The following is an 18,631-nucleotide window of genomic DNA, read 5'->3' as shown; positions in this document are numbered from 1 at the left end:
GTTCGCGCGGGTTGCAGTGCGTGTAAATCACAGTTATTCGAGGAAGTAGTTCGGCTAGCCTGAAGATATGGTCGACGTCAGCCTGCGGCAGCTCGAGCTCTTCGCGGCCCTTCCCAACTTCCCGACTCTGAGCGCTGCGGCAGCCGACCTGCACATCTCCGAGTCGGCGCTGTCTCAGGCGATCACCGGCCTCGAGAGGGCCGTCGGCGAGCAGCTCTGCGTGCGGCGCAAGGCCCGGGGGCTGACGCTCACCCCGGCCGGGGTGCAGTTCGCGAGGCGCGCCAGGCAGATCGTGGCCGACACGCACGAGCTCGTGCTGGCGGCAGGCGACGACGACGAGCTGCGGGGGCCGGTGAAGCTCGGATGCTACGACAGCTTCGCGACGAGCGTCGTGCCCGAACTGCTCGAGGGGTTCCCCAAGAGGCATCCTGGGGTGCACATCGAGATCATGGTCGGCACCAACGAGGAGCTGCTGTCGGCGCTCGAGGCGGGGCGGCTCGACGTCGCGCTGGTCTACAACGTCTCGCTGCCGCTCGGCTACAGCCGCCGGAAGATCTATGCGACCGAGCTCGAGGCGCACCTGCATCCCGATCACCCGCTGGCCGCGGCCGAGACGGTCGACCTCGCCGATCTCGCCGACGAGCCGTTCATCCAGTACGACGCGACACCAGGCATCCGCAATGTCACAGACGCCTTCACGGCCCGCGGGCTGTCACCGCGGATCGAGGCGCGCGTGGCGCAGATCGGCCTCGTCGAGGCCCTCGTCGGCCGCGGGCTCGGCTACGGGCTGCTCATGTCGCGGCCGAACACGCTGCCGGTGAGCGTCGAGGGCCTGCCCGTCGTGATCCGGCCGTTCGACCCGCCGGTCACCGTCTCGCACGTGGTGGGGATCTGGCCGGAGGACATGCAGCTCACGCCTCGCGCCTCAGCCCTGCTCGACTACGCCATCGAGAGGCTCGGCGGGTACGGCCGGGCCGACGTGACCGCGGGCTGACGCGGGCGCTCGATACGCTGCGGGGGCCGACACACCAGATGCCGGACGTTCTCGCGGCATCGGCCCGGCAGGTGGAGTGTCGGCCCCCGATTCGTGACGGCGGCGCGGCGGCCGGACGCGGCCTACGCCTTCTCGGCGCAGGGCACGCACAGCCGCGCGAACGGGCGCACCTCCAGGCGGCCCTCCGGGATCGGCTTCCCGCAGCTCGTGCAGATGCCGTAGTCACCGGCATCCCATCTCGCCAGCGCATCGTCGTACTGCCGCACCTCGTCGGCCGCCGCCTCCGACAGAGCCGACAGGCGCGACCACTCCGACGACAGCGTGACACCCTCGGGGTCGTGCTCGTCGTCGTCGTTCGACCCCTGCCGGTCGTGCACGAGATCGGCCAGGGCGGATGCCGCGTGCTCGGCGCGCGCGACAGCATCCGCCCTCTGCTCGGCGAGCGACTCACGACTGATCATCCCGACACCCTAATGCGCCACGGCCGAGGCGGCACGGGGGTTGCCAGGCCGTCCGGCGGTGCGTGACGATGGAGACGCCGAATTGACGGGAGACATGATGCAGCTGGGAATGATCGGACTCGGACGAATGGGCGCGAACATCGTGCGCCGTCTGATGCGCGACGGGCACGAATGCGTCGGCTACGACGTCAACCAGGAGGCGGTCGAGGCGCTCGCCGCCGACGGGGCGGTCGGGGCGACCGACCTGCAGGACTTCGTCTCGAAGCTGCAGACTCCCCGCGTGATCTGGCTGATGGTGCCCGCCGGCCTCACCGGCAGGATCGTCGACCAGGTCGCTGATCTCCTCGACGAGGGCGACATCATCATCGACGGCGGCAACTCGAACTACCGCGACGACGTTCGTCGCGCGGTCGCGATGCGCGAGCGCGGCATCGAGTACGTCGACGCCGGCACCAGCGGCGGCGTGTTCGGCCTCGAGCGCGGCTACTGCCTCATGGTCGGCGGATCGGATGCCGCCGTGCAGCACATCGAGCCGCTGCTGAAGACCATCGCCCCCGGCGTTGGCGAGATCGAGCGCACACCCGGTCGCACCGGCGACCTGGCTCCGGAGGAGCAGGGCTACCTGCACTGCGGTCCGGCCGGTGCCGGCCACTTCGTGAAGATGGTGCACAACGGCATCGAGTACGGCATCATGGCCGCGATCGCCGAGGGCCTGAACCTGCTCGAGAACGCCGACGCCGGCGTGCGCGAGGCCGAGCACTCGGCAGAGGTCGCGCCTCTCGAAGAGCCGGAGTTCTACCAGTTCCCGATCGACACCTCGAAGGTCACCGAGCTGTGGCGCCGCGGGTCGGTGATCTCGTCGTGGCTGCTCGATCTGACCGCGACGGCGCTGAACGAGAACCCGACGCTCGACGGTCTTGCAGGCCGCGTCTCGGACTCGGGCGAGGGCCGCTGGACGGTCAAGGCCGCGGTCGATGTGGGCGTGCCGGTGCCCGTGCTCGCCGCGTCGCTGTTCGAGCGCTTCGCCTCGCGCGATGAGGACAAGTTCGCCAACCAGGTGCTCTCGGCTATGCGGCTGCAGTTCGGCGGGCACAAGGAGCTTCCTGCCGGTGACGTGCTCGAGGCCGGTGGCCGCAAGTCGGAGTCGAGCGACCGCGGGCAGTCCGACACCGCGTGACTGCTCTTACTCGCAGGGGAGGATCGTCGGTCCTCACCTGCGAGTGAGGTCTTCGGCGAGCATGACGATGATGCCGCTGGGGCCGCGCAGGTAAGTCATGCGGTAGAGGTCACGGTAGTTCGCGACGCCGCGCAGCGGATGGCATCCGTGCTGCGCGGCGATCGCGAGCGCCTGATCCAGGTCGTCGACCTGGAACGCGAGGCGGTGCATGCCGATCTCGTTCGGCAGCGTCGGGTCGGTCTCGATCGCATCCGGATGCACGTATTCGAACAGCTCGATCCGGCCGTCGCCGCCAGGGGTCTGCAGCATGGCGATCCTGGCGTGATTGCCGTCGAGCCCGACGGTCGTGTCGGCCCACTCGCCGCTGACCTCGTCGCGCCCCACGACTGTGAGCCCGAGCGCGGTGAAGAACGAGATGGCCTCATCGAGGTCGCGCACGGCGATGCCGACGTTCTCGAAGCGGATGCTCATGTCTCGGGATGCTACTCCCCGGCGTCGCGCTCGTCAGTGTCGTTCGCGTGCTCGCGCACGGCGGCGTCGTCGACCTGCGCGGGCGGGGTGTCCTGCAGGTAGGCGCGGTCGTCGTTGGGGTCGCCGGTGCCGTCGTCCATGCCGTTCTCGAGCAGCTCGTCGTCGGTGGGCTCGTGTGCGGGTGTGCTGTCGCTCATGCTGACTCCTTCGGTCGGTGGAGTCCACGATCGTCGCGCGTCGGGGGGTGAGTCGAGAGGGTTGACAGGTCAGCGTCCCGCGACCGAAGGATGCCGCAGGCCGACCTGCTCGAGGCGACCACGTCTACGCAGGCGCCGTCCGCTGGCGTGAGCACCCGACGCCTGACCGCGCCTCTCACGCGGTAGTTGCGCGGGCACGAGGAACCTGTCGAAGGTGACCTGTTTGAGGTCGGCAGTCGCAGGTTGGAGTCGCACGATAGCCAGCACTTAGCGGGCGAACACTGCCCCGCCCTCCTGCTCTGGCGAGATCCCGTCACAAGTCAAGCTCGGTGCGAAGCAGCATCCAGAGAACCAATCGCACGTCCGGTTCGTTGAGGTCCACCTTCAGCCGCTCCTCGAATCGCCGGAGTCGATAACGGACCGTATTCGTGTGCACGCCGAGACGTGCTGCTGCCGCGCTCGGATTGCCCCAATCGTCGAGCAGGACGGCGAGCACCCGTCGCTGCTCCTGGGCGCGCGATGTCTTGGCGAAGAGCTGCCGGACTGCTTCTGGCAGAGCCGCCCGCGGAACCTGTTCGGGCAGCACTTCTGAGAGCGTCAACGGTGCCCAGAGATCGGCGAGTGTCGCAAGGCCCGTACGACCGAGTCGAGCCATTCTTCTCACCATTCGGTCGGCGTCGTTCGCCGACTGCTCGATCCCGGAAGTGTCCGACCAGTGCCTCCCGACCGCGACCGCAATGGTCGCGCCCATGCCGGAGAAGCTATCAGAGAGCGACTCGGCGAGCGTTGCCGAGCCTTCGGACGAGCATTCCGCAGCGGGGGAGTCGCAACCCAGATGCAGCATAAACGCGACCCCGTCTGCAGTGGTCGAGAGCGTGGCTGCGCGACGGGACCTCGCTGTGACATCCGCGAGGACACGGATGGCATCAGCATCCATTGCCTGCCGGCTTCGCGGTAGGCTGACATCTTTCAGCGCGATCGCGTGACCCGGGCGCGTGAAGTCCGGGGCGCCGTAGCCGAGCGCGGTACGGGGGTCCGCAGGCTCTTTACCGGAGAGCAGGCCGGCGACCGCTTCATCGCGGCGTACTCTTTCGTCTTCCCGCCTACGCATCAGCGCAGACAGCAGAGGGCTCATCTCTGCCGCTGCAGCGCGCAGCACTTCGGCGTCGCGTTCGCCAAAGACCGGGGCGTCACGTGCGAGCCAGATGCTGCCGAGTAGACGGCCGCGATGCCGAATTGCGGCGATCAATCGCTGCCCCAGGCCAGCCGCGTCGACGCTCTCCGTCTGTATTATCGGGGTGCCAGCGATCAGGCGCGCGAGCACGCCCTGGCCATTGAAGATTTGTTGGTACGGGCCGGGCAGTTGCCGCTGGAGAACTGCCTCGCGGCGAGCGGGATCGACGCCGGGGGTCATTCGGGAGTACGCGAGCAGTTGAAAGGTGTCATCTTCGACGATGATGTGCCCGCCGACGTCTGCCGCAGCCCTGTCGGCGATCGCAACGATGCTCATCCTGCCCATCTCGTCTGCGGAGCGGCGTTCTTCCGCGTCTTCTCCGATCTGCGCGAGACGAGCGCGCACCCATTCCGGGTCGGTCCCCGGCTGCAGCACGAGCACAGAGATGTCACGGGCGGGTGGCCAGATGATCGCCATCGAGGTGTTCGTGAGGATCAGTAGGTCGCACCCGTGCGCGCGTGCTGCTACGACCACATCGTCGAGCGCTGCGCGATCGGAGAGATTGCGGGATTCGATGCGCACGATGCCCACGTCGGTAGGCACGGCTTCATCGCCCGTCCCGAGAATGACGTCGACGTAGCGACGCAGAGCGTCACTGATGCGCCCGATCGATACGCGAAGGTCGAGGCGAACATCTGACATGTCGTCTCCTTGTTGCATGCCACAAGTTGGCGATGACTATTCGTTGAATGTAACAGGAATCCGTCGGCTTGGCTCTCATAAGGTGATCCGTATCGCAGAGCAGCGAGTAAGGATGAGGAGACGCGAATGTCGAAGCGGACGTTCGGCCTGGCAGTGGCTCAGGTCGGTGGAATCCAACCCGGGGAGACGCGCCCCGAGGTCGTCGCAAGACTGATTTCGATGATGCGTGTGGCCCACCAGCGTGGCGCCGAGTTCGTGGTGTTTCCCGAGCTGACGCTTACGACCTTCTTCCCGCGATACTGGACCGAGTCTTTGGAAGCGTCCGACCACTACTTCGAACGCGCGATGCCCAGCGACGAAACGGCTCCGCTCTTCGATGCCGCTCGTGAGCTGGGCGTCGGATTCTACCTCGGTTACGCCGAACTCACGTCGGAAGGGCGACGCTTCAATACGTCGATCCTCGTGGATGGTCAAGGCCGCATCACCGGTAAGTACCGAAAGATTCACTTGCCGGGTCACGCTGATAACCGGTCGAACTTGACGCATCAGCACCTCGAGAAGCGGTACTTCGAAGTCGGTGACCTGGGCTTCGGTGTCTTCGAATCTCAGGGCATCAAGATCGGGATGGCACTCTGCAACGACCGACGCTGGCCTGAGGTTTACCGCGCGCTCAGCCTACAGGGCGCCGACCTGGTCGTGCTCGGGTACAACACGCCACTGGACGTGCCGGGTTGGTCGGAGGAGCCGCACGCGAAGATGTCGACTCATCTGCTGTCATTGCAGGCGGGTGCGTACCAGAACTCGGTGTGGGTGGCTGCTGCGGGCAAGAGCGGCAGGGAAGACGGCGTGTACATGATCGGCGGTTCCGCGATCGCTGCGCCTTCAGGAGAGATCGTGGCGAAGACCATCGGCGACGAGGATGAGGTCGTCGTGACGCATATCGACCTAGGAATGGCAGACATGTACCGAGAGAGCGTCTTCGATTTCGCGGCGCACCGGCGACCGGAGAACTATTCGATCATTGTCGACCGGGTCGGCCGGGGCGAACCTGTGCCCGTGCCCGGCTTCACGGGTGAGGCTTGAGGAGATCATAATGAACCGCACGCTGCTTCGAGCAGGAACCCTAGTCGACGGCGGGGGCCGCACGCGAGCGGACCTGCTGATGTCCGATGGGAAGATCGCCGCTGTCGGTGACTTCAGCCAGATGTCAACCGAGAACGTCGAGGTCATCGACTGTACAGGTCTCATGGTGCTGCCCGGTGGGGTCGACGTGCACACACACCTGGATGCGCCTCTCATGGGCACCACGACGGCCGATGACTTTGCCACGGGCACGGTCGCTGCCGCAGTGGGCGGCACCACGACCATCGTCGACTTCGCAATGCAGATCCCCGGTAGCACTCTCACTGACTCGCTCCAGCTGCACAGAGAGAAGGCGAAGGGAAAGGCAGCCATCGACTACGGGATGCACATGTGCATCACCGACCTGTACGACGGCGCGATCGACGAACTCACCGAAGTCAGGGCCGAGGGTGTTAGCAGCCTGAAAGTGTTCATGGCCTACCGCGGCACTCTGATGCTCCACGACGGACAGCTCTACGATGTGCTGCGCGGCGCCAGCCGGGTCGGCAGCCAGGTATGCGTGCATGCGGAGAATGGCGACGTCATCGATCGGATTGCCGCGGACCTCGTCGCGCAGGGCAAGACCGGCCCCGGGTATCATGAGATCGCCCGGCCGCCCGCGACCGAGATCGAAGCGGTCGAACGCGCCATCCGTATCTCGAGAATGGCTGATGCACCGCTGTACTTCGTACATCTGTCAACGGAGGGGGCGGTGGATGCGGTGGGCGAGGCTCGCATGGCAGGGTGGCCGGTCTCGGCGGAAACCTGCACACACTATCTCACGCTGGATCGCGACATCTACGATCAGCCGGGTTTCGAGCCCGCGAAGGCAGTGCTGACACCGCCGCTGCGCACTTTCGAACATCGCGAGGCGCTGTGGCGTGGACTGAACTCCGGCGTGCTCAGCGTCGTCAGCTCCGATCACTGCCCGTTCTGCTTCGAGGACAAGAAGCGACTCTCGGGCGATGACTTCCGTGCGATTCCCAATGGCGGGCCAGGTGTCGAGCACCGCATGTCGGTCGTGTACGGAAAGGGAGTCGCCACTGGCAAGCTCACGATCGAGCGGTTCGTCGAGCTGACCTCGACGATTCCCGCGAAGCAGTTCGGCCTCTTCCCGCGCAAGGGCCACCTTGGCATCGGTGCCGACGCGGACGTGGTGCTGCTCGATCCCGACGGCACCACCCTGATCACGGCGGACACGCAGCACCAGAACATGGACTACACGCTCTACGAAGGCTGGTCGCTCCCCGGAAGAATCACGAAGGTGTTCGCGCGCGGGCGGCTGGTCGCCGACAACGGGCGGTTCGTGGGGACTGCCGGCCGCGGCGAGTACCTGCATCGCAGCGGTCTATGAGCCGGCCACGCATCTGACGGCTCCCGAGCCGTTCGCTTTCCCTACCGATACTGAAGGAGACAATGATGTCCCGCACCACCACAGATTCGACGTCGACGCTCTACAACGTCGACCTCGCACCGGAGTCGGCCTCGGGCACGTGGAAGACCTGGAACCTGTTCGCCTGGTGGATGTCCGGCTGGCACAGCCTCGCCGGATACTCCGTGGCCATCGGCCTCTTCGCCACAGGTCTCGTCGGCTGGCAGGTGATGATCGCGTTCCTCATCGGTGTGACCATCATCTATTTCGCCAACAATCTCAGTGGCGTGGCAGGACAACGTGAACGAGTCCCCTTTCCGGTGTTCGCCCGCGCGAGCTTCGGCGTACGCGGCGCAAACATCCCGGCCGTCCTTCGCGGCGTGGTTGGCGTGTTCTGGTACGGAGTACAGACATACCTCGCCTCTCAGGCCGTGATGATTTTGTTGGTCAAGGTGTTCCCGGCGACCCTTTCGCTGACAGAGACGTCCTTTCTCGGGTTGTCCGCCCTCGGATGGATCTGCTTCCTCGCGCTGTCGCTCGCGCAGGCGCTCGCTCTTGCGAACGGCATGGAGACCGTGCGCAAGTTGTCGGACTTCGCGGGACCGGTGATCTGGATCGCCATGATCGCGCTCGCCGTATGGATGCTGGCAAGAGCGGAATGGTCGATCGACTTCAATTTCCGCACGGTCGAGACCGGCGGCGGCTTCGTCGGGTTGGTGGCTGCCGCGTTCATCCTCGTGGCGTATTTCGGCGGCCCCACCCTCAACTTCGCCGACTTCTCACGCAACGCGCCGACAGCTGCGATGGTACGTCGTGGCAACATGCTGGGCCTGCTCATCAACGCGACAGCTTTCGGGATTGTCTCGATCGTCATCGCTCTCGCTGCCGTCAAGGTGCACGGCTCGGCTGTGAGCGATCCGCTGGAGCTCCTCTACGACCTCGACAACGTCGCCGCCCTTCTCATCGCGCTGGTCGCGATAGCCATCGCCACCGCGGGAATCAACGTCATCTACAATTTCGTGGCGCCGGTGTACGACATCCTTCAGGTCTGGCCACGTCGGTTCACGTTCCGCTCGGCCGGCGTCGTCATCGCCGTTGTCTCGATTCTGATCACGCCATGGAATCTGTTCGCCAACCCGATCATCGTCAACCAGATGGTCGGTGGTGTCGGCGCTCTTATGGGCCCGCTATACGGGATCCTCATGGTCGACTACTACCTGCTACGCGGCAAGTCCTTGAACACGCAGGCGCTTTTCGACGATTCGTCGACCGGGGCTTACTGGTATTTGAAGGGATACAACCCTCGGGCGGTAGTCGCGCTTGTGGTCGCCGGAGTCGTGACAATCTGCATGACGCTTCTTCCGCCGCTGGCTGCAACAACCGCCTTCACCTGGCCGGTCGGGGTGCTGCTTGCGGGAGGGGTGTACTTCGTCATCGGCCGCACAAAGAGCGCCGAGGCGGATCGGACGGCGTCACGAGAGGTGACGATCGAGGCGTGACAATGGAGTGATTCCCCTACGTCTCTAGCGACGGGCCCGGGGCATCTGAGAGATCACTCCACTGACGCCAGCCAGTCGCTCGGCGAGTTGCGCGGCGTCCTCGAAATAGAGGGCGCCGCCTTCGTCGCGCACGAGCGCGAGGGGATAGCGGAACCCGGCTTCGTGAGACCTTCGTGGATCCCACAGTCCATCCGACGAAACCCGAAGGGGTCAGCCGAACAGCAGGGTGAGCGCAGTCACCCCGCCGCCGCCGATGATCAGTGCGCCGATCGTGATCCACGCGACGATCCGGATGCGGCGGCTGCGGCGCTCGCCGAGATCGCCGTAGTCCTCGTCGGTCGGCACGTTCGTCACGCGACCGGCTCGGTGACGGTCGGGCCGAACACCGCGGGCAGCGTGCCCCGCGAGGTCTCGCGCAGCTCGTCCACCGAGATGGTGAAGACGTCCTGCACCTCGAGGGCGGGCTCGGTGTCGGTGACGCCGATGCGCAGCACCGGGTAGTCGCGACCCTCGCACAGTCCGCGGAACTTCACGTCCTCTTCGCGCGGCACGGTCACGATCACGCGGCCGGTCGACTCCGAGAAGAGCGCGGTCGCCGCATCCACTCCATCCCGCTCCATGAGCTCGGTCAGCCAGACGCGAGCGCCGACGCCGAAGCGCATGACGGCCTCGGCGAGGGCCTGGCCGAGGCCGCCCTCAGAGATGTCGTGCGCCGACGAGATCAGCCACTCCTCGCGGGCGGCACCGAGCAGGCCGGCGAGTCGACGCTCGGCGGCGAGGTCGACCTTCGGCGGCAGGCCTCCGAGGTGGTCGTGCACGACGTCGGCCCAGGCCGAGCCGGACAGCTCGGTCGAGGTGACGCCGAGCAGGTAGATGTTGTCGCCGGCGTCCTGCCAGCCGGACGGGATGCGACGCGAGACGTCGTCGATGATGCCGAGCACGCCGACCAGCGGGGTCGGGTGGATCGGCACGTCACCGGTCTGGTTGTAGAACGAGACGTTGCCGCCGGTCACGGGGGTGCCCAGCTCGTAGCATCCGTCGGCCAGACCGTCGACGGTCTGCCCGAACTGCCACATGACCTCGGGGTTCTCGGGGGAGCCGAAGTTGAGGCAGTCGGTGATCGCGGTGGGGGTGGCGCCCGTCACGGCGACGTTGCGGTACGCCTCGGCGAGGGCCAGCTGCGCACCCGCGTACGGGTCGAGCTGGCAGTAGCGGCCGTTGGCGTCGGTCGAGACGGCGAAGCCGAGGCCCGACTCCTCGTCGACGCGCACCATGCCGGCGTCGTCGGGGAAGGCGAGGGCCGTGTTGCCGCCGACGTAGTAGTCGTACTGGTTGGTGATCCAGCTGGTGTCGGCGAGGTTCGGCGAGCCGAGCAGCTGCAGGAACTGCGTGCGCAGCGCATCGGCGTCGTTCGCACGGGGAAGGTCTTCTGCGGCATCCGCCTGCAGTGCATCGATCCACGCCGGGTACGCGACGGGGCGGTCGTAGACCGGACCGTCGACGGCGACGGTCGACGGGTCGACGTCGACGATGCGCTCGCCCTGCCAGTCGATGACGAGGCGTCCGTCGCCGGTGACCTCGCCGAGCACGCTGGTCTCGACCTCCCACTTGCCGACGATCTCGAGGAAGGCGTCGAGCTTCTCGGGCGAGACGATCGCCATCATGCGCTCCTGCGACTCGCTCATCAGGATCTCTTCTGCCGTGAGCGACGGGTCGCGCAGCAGCACGTTGTCGAGCGAGACGTGCATGCCGCTGTTGCCGTTCGCGGCGAGCTCGCTGGTCGCGCACGAGATGCCGGCGGCACCGAGGTCCTGGATGGCCTCGACGAGCTCGAGCTTGTACAGCTCGAGGCAGCACTCGATGAGCACCTTCTCGGCGAACGGGTCGCCGACCTGCACGGCGGGACGCTTGGTCGGGCCGGTGGAGTCGAAGGAGTCGGATGCCAGGATGCTGGCGCCTCCGATGCCGTCGCCGCCCGTGCGGGCGCCGAACAGCACGACCTTGTTGCCGACGCCGGTGGCGTTGGCGAGCTTGAGGTCTTCGTGGCGCAGCACGCCGACCGCGAGGGCGTTGACCAGCGGGTTGGCCTGGTAGACCGCGTCGAAGACCGTCTCGCCGCCGATGTTCGGAAGGCCGAGGCAGTTGCCGTAGAAGCTGATGCCGCTGGTGACGCCGTGCACGACGCGCGGGGTGTCGGGGTGGTCGATGGCGCCGAAGCGCAGAGCATCCATCACCGCGACCGGGCGCGCGCCCATCGAGATGATGTCGCGGACGATGCCGCCGACGCCGGTCGCGGCGCCCTGGAACGGCTCGATGAAGCTGGGGTGGTTGTGCGACTCGGCCTTGAAGGTGACGGCCCAGCCCTCGCCCACGTCGACGACGCCGGCGTTCTGGCCCATGCCGACCATGAGCCGTTCCTTCATCTCGTCCGAGACCTTCTGGCCGAAGCGGCGCAGGTAGTTCTTCGACGACTTGTACGAGCAGTGCTCAGACCACATCACCGAGTACATGGCGAGCTCGCCGGAGGTGGGCCGGCGGCCCAGGATCTCCTTGATGCGGGCGTACTCGTCGTCTTTGAGTCCGAGGGCGCCGTACGGCTGCTCCTTCTCAGGAGTCGCGATGGCGTTCTCGACCGAGTCGGGAACGTGGGTGGTGGGGGTGTTCGGGGTGGTCACGCGCACTCCAAGAGAAAGGGGCCGGCGGGCAACGCCAGTCTACCGGCGAGACGCGGGGTCTTCGTGCTCGGCGGCGGCGGCCGATGCGCGCTGCGCGGCTGAGCGGGTCGCGTGGCGGCCGCACGGTCATAACTCCGGAGAACTGCGCCCGAAACCGCCCGAAACCCCCGCAAGCCGGCCGGACAGGGCTGGATCTCCTGAGTTATGACCGGCAGCACCCGGCCACGACGAGAGTCCTACAGCTCCACGGTCGCGTTGTCGCCGCCGTCGTAGCGCTCGCCGGTGATCTTCGACTTCACGAAGCTGAAGGCCGTGGCGATCTTGCCGCCGGGGCTGTCCCAGTACTCGGCCGATTCGGCGTCGAACTTCAGCACGCCGACCGCCGGGTCGTCCGGCCCGTCGGGGAACCACGCCTCGACCATCGGGTTCCACAGCTCGCGGATCTTCTGCCGGTCTTCGATGAGCCGAGCGGTGCCCGACAGCGACACCCACGACGAGTCGCCGCTGAACGAGACGTTGACCGGGGCATCCGGCACGAGGTCGGCGATGGGGCCGGCCACCTTCGACACGAGGAACCACAGGTCGCCGTCGAATTCGGCCTCCTGCACGGTGAGCGGGTGCGCGACCAGCTTGCCGTTGTCGGGATCCTGCGTGACGAACATCGCGAACCGGAAGTCCTTGATCAGCTCTGCGACCTTCTTGTACTCATCGGTATGAGTCATGGCATCGCACCCTTCGCGTCGAATCTGCATCGAAGCGTCCACCATGCCGCGGATGCGGGCATCGGCACAGGGGGTTGAGAGCCGAGCCCGACTCGCCTAGACGCGGTTGTACGCGGCGCCGTCGAACTGGGCGTCGGCGATCGCGACGGCGGCCGACGCCGTCGTCACGACGCCCGGCTGCAGCGAGTCGAACGGGATGCCGCGGCCGCGAAGCCCGCCCTCGCAGATCTCGATCGAGGCGAAGCCGGGCACCTCGAGCGGATCGGCGTCGCGGGTCGCCCCGCGCACGGCCGGTCCGTTGACGATGATCCGGATGCTGTACTCCGGCCGTGCGTCATGCAGGGTGTGCGCGATGCCGATCGCGCGTGAGATGTCGTCCGGGCGGTCGGAGACGTGCAGGAGGACGGTGCGCTGATCGGTCATGGCTCGGAGCCTAGACGACCGCACGCGCGCCCCGCCGGGTCATTCCGGCTCGGGCGCCTCGCTGGGGATGAAGTACCGCACGGGAGACAGCCCGGTGCGCACGATGGCGTCTCCGCCGGCATCGAGGAACTGGTCGAACGTGGCGACGCTGAGTGTGCCCGATCTGTCGGCGATGATGACGTTGTCGACGACGGGGAGCAGCGACGCGACCCCCTTCGGCCAGGCCGCGAACGTGGTGGTGACGCCGGTCTCGAGCACGCGGGTCTTCGGGATGAGGAAGCGCACGTCGGGACGCTGCAGCGCCTCGCCCTGCCGTTCGTACGCGCGCACGCTGAAGAAGCGCAGCACGCGCGCGATGCGCATCTCGAGCGCGGGATACCGCTGGATCCAGTCGAAGCGCTCCCACCCCGCCGGGGTCAGGGCCACAGGATGGGCGCTGACCAGCGCACCGCCCTGGTCGTAGAGCCGCTCGGCGAGGTCGAGCACCCGCGCCACCGCGGCCTCGTCGTCGGCGCCCACGATCGCGACCTGGTCGCGGGCGAGAGCGAACAGCACGGGTGCGCCCGCCAGGGCATCCGCCGGGATGCGGTCGGGCGAGACCAGCACGGATGCCGAGACCACCTCGTCTTCGATGAGGATCAGCCCGTCGTCGCCGGCGGGGACGGGTCCGGCGGATGCCACGGCATCCGCCACCACGTCGGCGAACGAGCGGGTCCAGGTCTCGACCTGCCCCTGTGTGACCGCCGATCCGGCCGGATCGTCGAGGCCGACGAACAGCTCGCCGCCGATGTACTCGACGCGCGGGTGGGCATCGCCGGGTGCGGTGACGGCGAGCACGCCCAGTTCACTGGCTGCGTAGATGCGCGCCACAGCATTCATTCCGGTCTCTCCCCACGCATTCGTCACGACGCCTCGTCCTGCCCTGCAACACTATCGGCCGGGTTCGACGCCCCCGGCGCGAGCGGTGCCGTCGACCGACTCGGGCTGCCGCGTCGCGGCGGCGAAATCGACGAGGTCGGACCAGCTCCATGCCAGGTCCAGGCGCGGCATCTTCTTCGGCTTCGTAGGACGCCGCTCCGACACCCAGCCGATGGGCACGACCTGCAACGACATCCGCTGCGTCGGCGCGCCATCGTGAGCGCGGTGATAGACGAGCACGATCGCGTGATCGCCGACCGCCCACCACGCGCCCGTCGCCGCGCCTGTTCGGGCCAGCTCAGCCGCGTACAGTGCGGGGCCCCCGCTGCCGGCGAAATCGACGCTCAGCGGCTCGCCGTACGCATACCGGCACGCGCTGATGATGCTCTGCCCGAGCTCACTGGCACGGGTGCGCAGCGCCTCCCGGTCGCTCTCTGCGAGGTCGTCGCCCTCGGGCATCCAGAACAGCGGAACGATCCACGCATGACCGCGCGCCAGGACGGGCACTGCGGCGGTGAGCCAGTGATCGCGGTGGGCGGCCGGTTGTGCTGTCAGGCGTGCGGCCGCCTCGACGATGCCGGCCCCGGAAGCCACCATCTGCTCGCCGTCGAAGCTGATCACCGCACCGGTGCGCAGCGACTCCATCGAAAGCGCGCTCATGAGAGAGTCAGCCCTTGGCCTGTGCCAGGCCAGTGACCGAAGTTGTAGTCACCATCGCCCTTGAATACGTCCCCGACGCCCGTCGCTGTCTCAGGGATGTCGATGATCGCCTCGGGGATGCCCGTCGGCAGATAGCCGCCGGGAATCCAGTTCTCGTTGGTGCCCGCCTCGTTGCCTGAGGGGATGCGCAGGTTGGTGAGCTCCTCGGGAGCGAAATTGCGCACCTCGACGTCGACGAGGGGGTTGTTCATGTCACCACCGACGTGGAACCACTTCCGGTCGATACCAAGGCGGTCGGCGATGGCGTGCGCGTCGCCGCCGGTCTCATCGAGGATCTTCTGCAGCTCGGAGGTCGGGAACACGAAAGTGGTGTGATCGGCCTGACCGGGGCCGTAGGTGTGCAGCGAATCTGAGAAGTAGATCTTGCTCGCGCCGTCAGAGAACCTGTCGAGGTGCTGCTGCACGTAGTCGTCGTCGAGATACTCCGAGGGGTCAGGCCGATTGCCCTTGCCCCATTTCTCGACCTCGCTCGGGTCCCACTTGCCGTCGCCCTTCCACCCGTTCTGCAGCCCGTCGGGCACGACGTCCTTGTCGTCGAGGTCGGTGATCTCGACGCCGTTGCGCTTGGAGTTCGCGCCGTGCTTGCGGAACATCTCGGCGAGCTGCCTGACGTGGATGGGGGTGTCGTCGAGTGCCCTCAGCAGAGGCTCGACGGCGTTCTTCAGCGGGTGTCCCATGGTCAGCCTCCCGTGATGTTCAGGCTCGACAGGTCGGCCATGAGCTGCGCGGTCAGTGTCTCGACATCGGACGCGTGCTGCTCCATCTCGCCCTCGGCCTGCTCGAGGGCCTGCAGGTCGGCGTAGAACTCGTCGGGGTCGCCGGCGACGGCTTCGACGATGGGCGACTCGAGGGCGGCGGCGATGACCTGAGGCAGCTGCTCGGCGAGCGGTTCGATCGCCATGGGCAGCAGCTGGTTCATCAGCTGCTCGACGGCGATGTCGACCGCCGCGTTGAGCAGCTTCTTCTTGATCAGCAGCATCGGACCCGCGCCCAGAGCCGTGACGGGGTTGGTGAGCATGCCGACGAGGGTGATCATCGTGGTGGTCACGTCGGCGATCACCTTGATCTTGAGGCCGAAGACCACGTCGGCGGCGATGTCGATGCCGCCGGGCACCGGGTGCAGCAGGTCGAGCAGCTTCTCGAGGTTCTGCGAGCGGTTGGTGTTCCAGGCGCTCACGTAGGCGGGGCCGGCCTGCCCCCGCATGGCCGCGACCATGTCGCCGTTGACCTTGCGATCCATCTGCTGGATCTTGCTCTCGAGGTCGCCCCGGAAGTTCGAGATCATCACTCCCGCACGACGAAGCTCGTCTTCATCGATGTCGGGCCAGTCGAAGCCCAGTTTCTCCATCACCCAGATCAGTTCATCCGGCAGCATCATCCCCACGGCACAACCTCCACGCTCCAGGCTATTGGGTCGGGCGACATCCTCTCGATGGGGAGAACAACCCATGCCGTCGAGGCGGCCCGATCGCCGCTCACTGGGGCCCGAGCACGCGGCGAGAGGTCGAAAAGGCACCTCCCGGGCATGCGGCAGGTGCCTTTCTGACTTCTCGGCGCGCTTACTGCACCGACCACCCGCCGTCGGAGGCGAGGATGGCGCCGTTGATGTTGACGGCGTCGTCGCTGAGCAGGAAGGTGATCGACGCGGCGAGGTGCTCTGCCGTTGCGACGGTGGGGATCGCCTGCTGGAAGGGCGCGAGGCGACCCGAGCCGTACTCCGACATGTTCGGCGGCATCGGGATGCCGGTGGCGACGCCGCCCGGTGCGACCGAATTGACCCGGATGCCCTTGGGGCCGTACATGAACGCGGCCGACTTCGTGACGCCGATGATGCCGTGCTTGCTGGCGGTGTAGGCGTTGCCGGAGGCGTTGCCGCGCAGCCCCGCCTCGCTCGAGACGTTGAGGATCGCGCCGCGCCCCGCGGCCTCCATGATCGGCAGCACCGCTCGCATGAGCCTGAACGGCGCCGTGAGGTTGATGGCGATCACGCGGTCCCAGACAGCGTCGGTGGTCTCGCCCGCGGGCGAGAAGTCGTCGTTGATGCCGGCGACGTTGGCGAGGGCGTCGATGCGGTCGCCGGCGGCGGCGACGACGGCGTCGATGGATGCCTGCTGGGTCAGGTCTCCGGCGACGATGATGACGTCGTGGCCGGCGAGCTCGGTCGTCAGGGCGTCGAGCTTGTCGGCCGAGATGTCGGCGGCGACGACGCGGCCGCCCTCGCGGGCGATGCGGGATGCCGTGGCGCGACCGATTCCGGATGCTGCGCCCGTGACGATCACGGTCTTGCCTGCGAAGCGGCCGGGGGTGATGGTCTCTGTCCAGCCGGCGCTCTCGCCGTCGGCGGGGATCTCGCCGCCGTTCGCTGCGCGCACGAGGTCGTCGACGACGGACTGCGGCATGGCGCCCTGGCTCATGACGACGAGCTGCTGCAGCGGCAGGCCGAGCACGGGGGTGAGCTGCGACGGATCGGCGCCCGACTGGGCGAGCAGGTCCTTGATGAGGTCGCCGCCGATCGGATCGTTCAGCCAGTCGCCAATGGTGGAGTGTGCGGTCAGGGCCATGGTCTCTCCTTGCTCGTGCGTGCTGTCGAGTTTCGCAACGCTGCGTCTACTAATGGTATCCCTTCGGTACGCTTCTCGGGTGGCCAGACCCCGAAGTGAACATGCCCGCCAGGCGGTGCTGGCGTCTATGCGCGCTGCTCTGTCGGGTTCGGGGTATGCCGCGGTGACGATCGAGGGGCTCGCTCTCGAGGCGGGCGTCGCCAAGCAGACGATCTACCGGTGGTGGCCGTCGAAGGCGGCGATCCTCGGCGAGGCGCTGCTCGACGGATCGCTGCCCGCCGTCGAGCTTCCCGTGACCGACGACCTGCGTGCCGACCTGCGCTCGGTGCTCTCATCGCACGGAGACGAGGCCGTCGCGCTGGCGCGTGCCCTCATCGCCGTCACCGCGACCGACCCCGAGCTGGGCCAGAAGCTGAACGCGCGCCTGGCGGCCCCGTTGCGGGAGTGGACTGCGGCACGGTTGGCCGCGGCTGTGCAGGCGGGCGAGGTGCGAGTCGACGTCGACGCCGCCGTCGTGGCGGATCAGCTGATCGCCCTCGGGTCGTACGCGGCTCTCGTCGGCGGACCGATGGAGGACCAGCGAGTGGATGCCGTGGTCGACGTCATCGTCCGAGGGATCGGACGCGGCGACTCGACGCTCTGAGCATTCAGACCGAGCGGCTGAGCACGACCTCGGCGGGCGTCTGCAGCATCCGCCACCCCTCGTCGCGCGCGGCAGGAGTCGAGAGCACGTCCGCGTCGGACAGGATGCAGAGGTCGACGCCGGTCATCGCCGCGATGTCGGCCACCGGCACCTGGAACGTGCGGAACGCGCCGAGCGGCGGCGCGGCGAGCAGCCCGTCGCGGGTGTCGACGAGCTCACGCTGGTCGAGCACGAAGCCGGCCGTGGCCAGACCGTTCGGGCCGACCCAGGCGGCGACCTTCCAGAACCGCAGCGGGATCCGGATGCCGCGGTACGGAGGATCATCGTCACCGAGCACCGGCGCAGTGAAGACCGAGATCCGCTGATCGGTCGTCTCGGCGTACCCGAGCACATGGTCTTCCAGCCCGAGCCACAGCTCCTTCGACTGGTTGAACCCGGCCGCCTGCGGCGCGGCATTCGGGTAGAAGAAGGTGGCCGTCATCGCATCCGCCGCGTTCTCGCCCCAGCCGGGATCGCGCCGCCGCACGAGGTGCCCCCGGTCGAGGTCGTTGCGGGCGTACACCTCAGGACCGGTCTGGTCGCTCTGCGGAACCCGCGGATCCAGCCGCCAGTCACCCGACCGCGGCAGGTCGCGCAGCAGCGCGCCATCGATGTTCACGGCCGTCACGGCGGCGAGCCGACGGCGCACGTCGAGCAGCACCGAGAAGTGCGGGTAGGTCAGTTCGTGCGCGTCGAGGGCGGATGCCGGAAGCGGCACCTGCACCGTGAGGAAGTCGGGATCGTATCCGTCGGCCATGGCC

General features: G+C 67.4%; 20 protein-coding genes. 6 read left to right on the top strand and 14 right to left on the bottom strand.

Annotated features, from left to right (window positions below; translation table 11 throughout):
- Nucleotides 1–67 precede the first annotated feature (67 nt).
- Nucleotides 68–994, top strand: a complete 927-nt coding sequence (locus AB0N59_RS03375; RefSeq protein WP_363478714.1) for a LysR family transcriptional regulator — start codon at nt 68–70, stop codon at nt 992–994.
- Nucleotides 995–1,116: 122 nt separating this feature from the next.
- Here AB0N59_RS03375 and AB0N59_RS03370 read toward each other — a convergent pair whose 3' ends face one another.
- Nucleotides 1,117–1,455, bottom strand: a complete 339-nt coding sequence (locus AB0N59_RS03370) for a TraR/DksA family transcriptional regulator (protein WP_363478711.1) — start codon at nt 1,453–1,455, stop codon at nt 1,117–1,119.
- Between the two features lie 94 nt (nt 1,456–1,549).
- Here AB0N59_RS03370 and gnd point away from each other — a divergent pair, with 94 nt between their 5' ends.
- Nucleotides 1,550–2,632, top strand: a complete 1,083-nt coding sequence (gene gnd / locus AB0N59_RS03365; RefSeq protein WP_363478708.1) for a phosphogluconate dehydrogenase (NAD(+)-dependent, decarboxylating) — start codon at nt 1,550–1,552, stop codon at nt 2,630–2,632.
- A gap of 33 nt (nt 2,633–2,665) precedes the next feature.
- On the opposite strand, the gene AB0N59_RS03360 is transcribed toward gnd, so the two are convergent.
- From AB0N59_RS03360 to AB0N59_RS03350, 3 genes are all read right to left on the bottom strand, one after another.
- Nucleotides 2,666–3,103, bottom strand: a complete 438-nt coding sequence (locus AB0N59_RS03360) for a VOC family protein (RefSeq protein ID WP_363478705.1) — start codon at nt 3,101–3,103, stop codon at nt 2,666–2,668.
- 11 nt (nt 3,104–3,114) lie between these two features.
- Nucleotides 3,115–3,300, bottom strand: coding sequence for a hypothetical protein (locus AB0N59_RS03355; RefSeq protein ID WP_363478703.1), 186 nt, complete (start codon nt 3,298–3,300; stop codon nt 3,115–3,117).
- Between the two features lie 313 nt (nt 3,301–3,613).
- Nucleotides 3,614–5,176, bottom strand: coding sequence for a helix-turn-helix domain-containing protein (locus AB0N59_RS03350; protein ID WP_363478701.1), 1,563 nt, complete (start codon nt 5,174–5,176; stop codon nt 3,614–3,616).
- Nucleotides 5,177–5,302: 126 nt separating this feature from the next.
- Here AB0N59_RS03350 and AB0N59_RS03345 point away from each other — a divergent pair, with 126 nt between their 5' ends.
- From AB0N59_RS03345 to AB0N59_RS03335, 3 genes are all read left to right on the top strand, one after another.
- Nucleotides 5,303–6,259, top strand: a complete 957-nt coding sequence (locus tag AB0N59_RS03345) for an N-carbamoyl-D-amino-acid hydrolase (RefSeq protein WP_363478698.1) — start codon at nt 5,303–5,305, stop codon at nt 6,257–6,259.
- A gap of 10 nt (nt 6,260–6,269) precedes the next feature.
- A complete protein-coding gene (gene hydA / locus AB0N59_RS03340) occupies nt 6,270–7,652 on the top strand; it encodes a dihydropyrimidinase (RefSeq protein WP_363478695.1) in 1,383 nt (460 codons plus the stop codon).
- A 65-nt stretch (nt 7,653–7,717) separates the two neighbouring features.
- Nucleotides 7,718–9,169: an NCS1 family nucleobase:cation symporter-1 gene (locus AB0N59_RS03335; protein WP_363478692.1), complete on the top strand. Its 1,452-nt coding sequence runs from the start codon at nt 7,718–7,720 to the stop codon at nt 9,167–9,169.
- Nucleotides 9,170–9,379: 210 nt separating this feature from the next.
- Here the strand turns inward: AB0N59_RS03335 and AB0N59_RS03330 are convergent, their stop codons facing one another.
- The 9 genes from AB0N59_RS03330 to AB0N59_RS03290 all read right to left on the bottom strand — a co-directional run bounded on the left by AB0N59_RS03330 (nt 9,380) and on the right by AB0N59_RS03290 (nt 17,188).
- Nucleotides 9,380–9,523: a hypothetical protein gene (locus AB0N59_RS03330; RefSeq protein WP_204977173.1), complete on the bottom strand. Its 144-nt coding sequence runs from the start codon at nt 9,521–9,523 to the stop codon at nt 9,380–9,382.
- Nucleotides 9,520–11,844 carry a phosphoribosylformylglycinamidine synthase subunit PurL gene (gene purL / locus AB0N59_RS03325; RefSeq protein WP_363478688.1) on the bottom strand — a complete coding sequence of 775 codons (2,325 nt, stop codon included), beginning with the start codon at nt 11,842–11,844 and terminating at the stop codon, nt 9,520–9,522. The genes AB0N59_RS03330 and purL overlap by 4 nt, the downstream gene beginning before the upstream one ends.
- Nucleotides 11,845–12,080: 236 nt before the next feature.
- A complete protein-coding gene (locus tag AB0N59_RS03320; RefSeq protein ID WP_363478685.1) occupies nt 12,081–12,566 on the bottom strand; it encodes a pyridoxamine 5'-phosphate oxidase family protein in 486 nt (161 codons plus the stop codon).
- Between the two features lie 96 nt (nt 12,567–12,662).
- Nucleotides 12,663–12,989 (bottom strand): hypothetical protein, encoded by a 327-nt coding sequence (locus tag AB0N59_RS03315; protein WP_363478682.1) that lies wholly within the window; start codon nt 12,987–12,989, stop codon nt 12,663–12,665.
- 39 nt (nt 12,990–13,028) lie between these two features.
- The gene (locus tag AB0N59_RS03310) at nt 13,029–13,895 is read right to left on the bottom strand and encodes a hypothetical protein (protein WP_363478679.1); all 867 of its coding nucleotides are present in this window, start codon (nt 13,893–13,895) and stop codon (nt 13,029–13,031) included.
- A 24-nt stretch (nt 13,896–13,919) separates the two neighbouring features.
- Nucleotides 13,920–14,567, bottom strand: coding sequence for a hypothetical protein (locus AB0N59_RS03305; RefSeq protein WP_363478676.1), 648 nt, complete (start codon nt 14,565–14,567; stop codon nt 13,920–13,922).
- Nucleotides 14,564–15,304, bottom strand: a complete 741-nt coding sequence (locus tag AB0N59_RS03300) for a hypothetical protein (RefSeq protein WP_363478674.1) — start codon at nt 15,302–15,304, stop codon at nt 14,564–14,566. The genes AB0N59_RS03305 and AB0N59_RS03300 overlap by 4 nt, the downstream gene beginning before the upstream one ends.
- A 2-nt stretch (nt 15,305–15,306) precedes the next feature.
- Nucleotides 15,307–16,005: a hypothetical protein gene (locus AB0N59_RS03295; RefSeq protein ID WP_204975306.1), complete on the bottom strand. Its 699-nt coding sequence runs from the start codon at nt 16,003–16,005 to the stop codon at nt 15,307–15,309.
- Between the two features lie 181 nt (nt 16,006–16,186).
- On the bottom strand, nt 16,187–17,188 hold the full coding sequence (locus AB0N59_RS03290) for an SDR family NAD(P)-dependent oxidoreductase (protein ID WP_363478671.1): 1,002 nt from the start codon (nt 17,186–17,188) through the stop codon (nt 16,187–16,189).
- A 79-nt stretch (nt 17,189–17,267) separates the two neighbouring features.
- On the opposite strand from AB0N59_RS03290, the gene AB0N59_RS03285 reads away from it, so the two are divergent.
- Complete coding sequence (locus tag AB0N59_RS03285; RefSeq protein WP_363478668.1) at nt 17,268–17,831, top strand: TetR/AcrR family transcriptional regulator; 564 nt, start codon at nt 17,268–17,270, stop codon at nt 17,829–17,831.
- Between the two features lie 4 nt (nt 17,832–17,835).
- Here the strand turns inward: AB0N59_RS03285 and AB0N59_RS03280 are convergent, their stop codons facing one another.
- On the bottom strand, nt 17,836–18,627 hold the full coding sequence (locus AB0N59_RS03280; protein WP_363478665.1) for a DNA/RNA non-specific endonuclease: 792 nt from the start codon (nt 18,625–18,627) through the stop codon (nt 17,836–17,838).
- Between the last annotated feature and the right edge of the window lie 4 nt (nt 18,628–18,631).

This window comes from Microbacterium sp. NPDC089321, from assembly GCF_040684935.1.
Lineage (GTDB): Bacteria > Actinomycetota > Actinomycetes > Actinomycetales > Microbacteriaceae > Microbacterium.
This window is presented reverse-complemented; position numbering and strand designations above follow the sequence as displayed.

Excerpts from the sequence above, each read along its gene's own strand:
- AB0N59_RS03295 (WP_204975306.1), bottom strand. The coding sequence starts at position 16,005 with ATGATGCTGCCGGATGAACTGATCTGGGTGATGGAGAAACTGGGCTTC.
- AB0N59_RS03300 (WP_363478674.1), bottom strand. The coding sequence starts at position 15,304 with ATGGGACACCCGCTGAAGAACGCCGTCGAGCCTCTGCTGAGGGCACTC.
- AB0N59_RS03350 (WP_363478701.1), bottom strand. The coding sequence starts at position 5,176 with ATGTCAGATGTTCGCCTCGACCTTCGCGTATCGATCGGGCGCATCAGT.
- AB0N59_RS03320 (WP_363478685.1), bottom strand. The coding sequence starts at position 12,566 with ATGACTCATACCGATGAGTACAAGAAGGTCGCAGAGCTGATCAAGGAC.
- AB0N59_RS03315 (WP_363478682.1), bottom strand. The coding sequence starts at position 12,989 with ATGACCGATCAGCGCACCGTCCTCCTGCACGTCTCCGACCGCCCGGAC.
- AB0N59_RS03355 (WP_363478703.1), bottom strand. The coding sequence starts at position 3,300 with ATGAGCGACAGCACACCCGCACACGAGCCCACCGACGACGAGCTGCTC.
- AB0N59_RS03375 (WP_363478714.1), top strand. The coding sequence starts at position 68 with ATGGTCGACGTCAGCCTGCGGCAGCTCGAGCTCTTCGCGGCCCTTCCC.
- AB0N59_RS03345 (WP_363478698.1), top strand. The coding sequence starts at position 5,303 with ATGTCGAAGCGGACGTTCGGCCTGGCAGTGGCTCAGGTCGGTGGAATC.
- AB0N59_RS03280 (WP_363478665.1), bottom strand. The coding sequence starts at position 18,627 with ATGGCCGACGGATACGATCCCGACTTCCTCACGGTGCAGGTGCCGCTT.
- gnd (WP_363478708.1), top strand. The coding sequence starts at position 1,550 with ATGATGCAGCTGGGAATGATCGGACTCGGACGAATGGGCGCGAACATC.
- hydA (WP_363478695.1), top strand. The coding sequence starts at position 6,270 with ATGAACCGCACGCTGCTTCGAGCAGGAACCCTAGTCGACGGCGGGGGC.
- AB0N59_RS03370 (WP_363478711.1), bottom strand. The coding sequence starts at position 1,455 with ATGATCAGTCGTGAGTCGCTCGCCGAGCAGAGGGCGGATGCTGTCGCG.
- AB0N59_RS03290 (WP_363478671.1), bottom strand. The coding sequence starts at position 17,188 with ATGGCCCTGACCGCACACTCCACCATTGGCGACTGGCTGAACGATCCG.
- AB0N59_RS03305 (WP_363478676.1), bottom strand. The coding sequence starts at position 14,567 with ATGAGCGCGCTTTCGATGGAGTCGCTGCGCACCGGTGCGGTGATCAGC.
- AB0N59_RS03360 (WP_363478705.1), bottom strand. The coding sequence starts at position 3,103 with ATGAGCATCCGCTTCGAGAACGTCGGCATCGCCGTGCGCGACCTCGAT.
- AB0N59_RS03335 (WP_363478692.1), top strand. The coding sequence starts at position 7,718 with ATGTCCCGCACCACCACAGATTCGACGTCGACGCTCTACAACGTCGAC.